The organism is Tateyamaria sp., assembly GCF_059783535.1.
Genome location: NZ_JBYNDP010000132.1, coordinates 4683 through 9605 on the forward strand (window position 1 = coordinate 4683; position 4923 = coordinate 9605).

The 4923-nt window shown below is 60.5% G+C and carries 4 protein-coding genes; 3 read left to right on the forward strand and 1 reads right to left on the reverse strand.

Translation table 11 applies throughout. From position 1 onward, the window contains the following. Nucleotides 1–554, reverse strand: a 554-nt coding sequence (locus AC6RA8_RS18505; protein ID WP_500354716.1) for an AraC family transcriptional regulator ligand-binding domain-containing protein, incomplete at its 3' end; no start/stop codon positions are given. 227 nt (nt 555–781) lie between these two features. Between AC6RA8_RS18505 and AC6RA8_RS18510 the strand changes: the two genes are divergently transcribed. From AC6RA8_RS18510 to AC6RA8_RS18520, 3 genes are all read left to right on the forward strand, one after another. Continuing rightward, a complete protein-coding gene (locus tag AC6RA8_RS18510; protein WP_500354718.1) occupies nt 782–1894 on the forward strand; it encodes a porin in 1113 nt (370 codons plus the stop codon). A gap of 186 nt (nt 1895–2080) precedes the next feature. Next, the gene (locus AC6RA8_RS18515) at nt 2081–3481 is read left to right on the forward strand and encodes a YfcC family protein (RefSeq protein WP_500354720.1); all 1401 of its coding nucleotides are present in this window, start codon (nt 2081–2083) and stop codon (nt 3479–3481) included. Nucleotides 3482–3485: 4 nt separating this feature from the next. Beyond that, on the forward strand, nt 3486–4847 hold the full coding sequence (locus tag AC6RA8_RS18520; protein ID WP_500354721.1) for an amino acid permease: 1362 nt from the start codon (nt 3486–3488) through the stop codon (nt 4845–4847). Nucleotides 4848–4923 lie beyond the last annotated feature (76 nt).

Sequence of the window (4923 nt, forward strand, 5' to 3'; positions counted from 1 at the left end):
CCTTTGACCGTGACGCCGATTGCGCTGGCGATGTCCTGCACATAGCGCGTGTCGGTGTAGGGCGTTTCCACCACCATGTCGCTGAAGTCGGGGGCGTCCAGCATCTCGCGAATGAAATCCATGGTGATGACCGACTGTGCCTCGATCGCGAAGGTGTGCGCCTCGGGCGGCAGCTCTGTCATGTCCAGCCTGATGTGGAGGCGATCACCGTTGTCATCGACCGTGTAGGAGGTCAGACCGGTTGAGAGTTTCATGTAATCAAGCGAAAGCTGAGCCGAGACCCGCAGCGTTGGCGCGGTCAGCAAGGCAAACCCGTACACCCCGTGGGCAAAAGGGTGCAGCTTGCGGCCCGCCTTGGCCCCCAGCCCGACGTCGCGCGGGGCGCTTCGAACGATGTTTCTGATCGTCTGAATTTCTTGCAGCCATGTGACGTGACTGTCTGTGCCGGTCAGATCTGAGTGCTGCAATCCGGTGTTTTTCAACACCTCTGCCGGGTCGATACCCATGTCCTGCGCAACGTCACACACCGCCCGGATGCCTGTCGCAGTGCGCATGTTGGACAGCTTTCTCATATCCGGCAGGTATGTATTTGGCCGGAATTATCAAGCATCTGTCCGAAGATGCCATTTCATCTGTATGTCGCAGCTATATCTTTGGAAAAGAACGATATTTTGTGCGCTGTCGTTACCCGCTGGGGTTGTTGACCCGACGGTAATTCTTAGTTTGGGCCACTGGTGCGGTGTGAAGATGAGGCGCGCAACGGACAAACATGAGGGTTCAGATGAAGACGGCATTTATCCCAGCCGCCGCCGGGCTGACCGTGTTGGCGACGCCTGTTTTGGCAGATTTGGAATACAACTTGGGGTCCGGTGCGACCTTGACCTTTTATGGTCAACTAAACCCCGCCATCATCTCGGTCGATGATGGGCGGGACAGGGAAACCAACCTGCTGGATAATGACCTGTCGAACAGCCGGATTGGCCTGCGATACTCAACGCCTTTTGGGAACAACACGTTCCGGTTCCGGCTTGAGACGGGTCTGGGATTGCCAAACTCGTCCGAGGTGAGCCAGAGCGGATCGGATTACAGCCGCTTTACCCGCGATGACATCCGCCATTTCGACTTTTCGCTGGAGGGTGCGTTGGGCACGGTGTCGGTCGGTCAGGGCAGCATGGCGGCTGATGGTGTTGCCGAGATTGACCTGTCCTATGTGGGCACGGCGCTCTATTCCTTTACCGCCGATGCCAACCCGAGCTTTCTGTTCCGGGACGGGTTTGACGTGCTGAGCGGACCGGCCATTGGTGACACAACGGACAACTTTGATGGGTCGCGCCGTGGGCGCGTCCGCTACGATTCCCCCGATTTCTCGGGCATCTCGTTCAGTGCGGCGTATGGGGAGAACATCCTCGATCAGGATGACGAGAATGAATATTACGACGTGGCCGTTTTCTATAACGCATCTATTGGCGGTGGCGCGGAGCTGGCGGCCGGACTGGCGTACCAGGAGCGCAGTGGGGACAACGGTGATCGGTCTGACATCGTGGCGTCTGCGTCGGTTCTGCTGCAAAGCGGGCTGGGCTTTACCGCAGCCATTGGGGACCGCGATGACGATGCCAGCGGGGCCAGCGATCCGCGCTACTATTATGCCAAGGTGAGTTACGAGGCCGATTGGCTGCCGATGGGCAAGACCGGCATCGGTCTGCACTACTGGGATGGTTCCGATTTCAATGTCGATGGGTCGGATTCGGATGTCTGGGGCGTCGGCGTGGTGCAGAGGGTCGAAAGGCTGAACACTGATCTGTACCTGACTTACCAGGAATATGATTATTCGGACAGCACGGGTGACTTCCAAGATAACTCGACCATCGTTCTGGGTGCGTTGTGGAAATTCTAGTGCAGTGAAAACGCAGGATCGTGGGCGGTGTCCTGTCACGCCGTTCGCGGTTTTTCGCCGCCCATCCCACAATTGGAAACACCGTTGACGCATATCAACGCCGCCCTGTTTGGGCCGCCTAGGTTGGGGTCAGTTTTCCATTCCGTTTTTGAAGGTCTGCCATAACTCGGGGGAAGTCGTCGCGCCATGAAGCTGAAGTTTCCGTCTGCCTACACCATCCTTTTTGCCCTGATTGCCCTTGTTGCCATTGCAACGTGGTTTGTGCCTGCCGGTGAGTATGAACGTGTCGCCAATGAGGCGCTGGGGCGGGATGTGCCGGTGCCGGGGACCTATGAGACCGTCGAGTCGAACCCGCAGGGGATCATCGACGTCTTTCTTGCGCCGATTGCCGGGTTTTACGACCCCGGCAGCTATGAGGCACAGGCGATTGACGTGTCGCTGTTTGTTCTTGTGATTGGCGGTTTTCTGGCCGTTGTGACCAAGACTGGCGCCATTGATGCCGGGATCGGGTCGGCCATGCGTCGCCTGAAGGGCCGCGAGAAGTGGATGATCCCGATCATGATGGCGCTCTTTGCCGCCGGCGGCACGATCTATGGCATGGCCGAGGAATCGCTGGCCTTTTACACCCTGATCATCCCGGTGATGATTGCCGCCGGATACGATGCGCTGACCGGTGTTGCCATCATCATGCTGGGTGCAGGGGTGGGCACGTTGGGGTCCACCATCAACCCCTTTGCCACGGTCATTGCATCGGATGCGGCGGGCGTGCCCTTCACCGACGGCATCAACCTGCGGCTGGCCCTGTTGGGGGCCTGTTGGCTGGCTTGCGTGGCCTACGTCATGCGCTATGCCGCGCGGGTGCGTGCGGAGCCCGGGCGGTCTGTTGTTGCTAATCTCGAAGAGACAAACAAAGCGCATTTCCTCAAGGCCTCCGACGGGGACGAGATCGCGTTCACCGGGCGTCACAAGATCATCCTGATCGTTTTTGCCGCCAGCTTTGGCGTGATGATCTGGGGTGTGTCGGCGGGTGGCTGGTGGATGGCCGAGATGTCGGCGCTGTTCCTTGTCGCTGCGTTGATCATTGGTGTGATCGACTGGATGGGGGAGGAGGCGTTTGTCACCACCTTTGTCGACGGGGCGCGGGACCTTTTGGGTGTGGCGCTGATCATTGGGATCGCGCGCGGCATCGTTGTGGTCATGGATGCGGGCAACATGACCGACACTGTCCTGTTCTGGGCCGAGGGCGCCGTCGAGGGGCTGGGCGAGGTCGCGTTCATCAACACCATGTTTGGCTTGCAGGCGGGCCTGTCCTTTCTGGTGCCGTCGTCATCCGGGCTGGCCGTGCTGACCATGCCGATCATGGCGCCGCTTGGCGACTTTTCGGATGTCGAGCGGTCACTGGTCGTGACCGCCTATCAATCCGCGAGCGGGCTGGTGAACCTGATCACCCCGACTTCGGCCGTGGTGATGGGCGGGCTGGCGCTGGGGCGGGTGCCCTATGATCGCTGGATCCGGTTCATGGTGCCGCTGCTGATCATTCTGAGCGCGATCATCATGGTGGGTCTTAGCATCGCGACCATGGGCTGAGCCCGTGACCCACGTGCCGCATATCGCTGCCCACAGGGCAGGGCAGGGGGCCGGGCTGGGCCTGATTGCCTGCACTGCACTGGTCGTGGGCAACATGATCGGGTCGGGCATCTTCCTGTTGCCCTCGTCGCTTGCGGCTTACGGCTCAATCTCATTGGCGGGGTGGCTGGTGACGGCGGCGGGCGCGCTGGTGCTGGCGCTGATCTTTGGCCGGCTGGCGCGGATCGCGCCGCGCACGGGTGGACCATACGCTTACGCACGGGATGGGTTTGGCGATTTTGCCGGGTTCCTCGTGGCGTGGGGCTACTGGATTGCGCTGTGGTCGGGCAATGCCGCCATTGCCGTGGCCTTTGCTGGCTATCTTGGCTTTCTGTTGCCGCAGATCGGGGCGAGCCCGCTTGCCAGCATGGCAGCCGCGCTTGGGGCGATCTGGTTGCTGACATGGCTGAACATCCGCGGTGTGAAAGAGGCGGGCATTGTCCAGATCCTGACCACGGGTATGAAGCTGTTTCCGCTGCTGGCGCTGATCGTATTGGGCGTGGCCTATATTGATCCGGGCAATTTCACGCCTGTCAACACAAGTGAGGCTGGCGCGATTTCAGCGATTTCCGCCTGTGCGGCGCTGACCCTTTGGGCCTTCCTTGGCCTTGAATCCGCGACCGTGCCTGCGGGTGATGTGGCTGACCCCGAACGCACCATTCCGCTGGCGACCATTGTGGGCACGGCCCTGACAGCCCTTGTCTACATCGGTGTCACCGTCGTGGCCCTAGGCGTCATCCCATCCGCCGAATTGGTGGGATCGAACGCGCCGCTGGCCTTGGTGGCCGGGGCGATCTGGGGCGCGGGCGGTGCCATGTTCATTGCGTTGGGGGCCTGCGTGTCGACCTTTGGCACGTTGAACGGGTTCACCCTGCTGACCGGGCAGGTTCCGCTGGGTGCGGCACAGGACGGGGTGTTTCCCAAGGCCTTTGCCCGCCTCAGTGACACGGGTACGCCGGCCTTTGGTCTGGTTGTCTCGAACGTGCTGGCCAGCGGTCTGATCCTGATGAGTTTCAGCGAAAACCTTGCCCAGCAATTCGAGTTCATCGTCCTGCTGGCGACCCTTTCGACACTGTTTCCTTACCTGCTATGCGCGCTGGCGGAACTGGCGCTGCGGGCACGTGGGGCGGTGGGGCCTGCCTCAGGGGAGATGGGCAAGGTCGTTCTGCTGGCCGCCCTGGGGTTCATCTACTCCGTTTGGGCGATTTTCGGATCGGGGGCGGAGGTCGTGTTCTACGGCTTTCTGCTGCTGATGGCGGGGGTGCCTGTCTACGTCTGGCAATGCTGGATGAAGGGAACTGGTTTCACACAGGAAGGATCAATTTGATGTCTGGATTTGGTGCGCATTCAGAGATCGGCAAGCTGCGCAAGGTCATGGTCTGTGAACCGGGTCTGGCCCATGC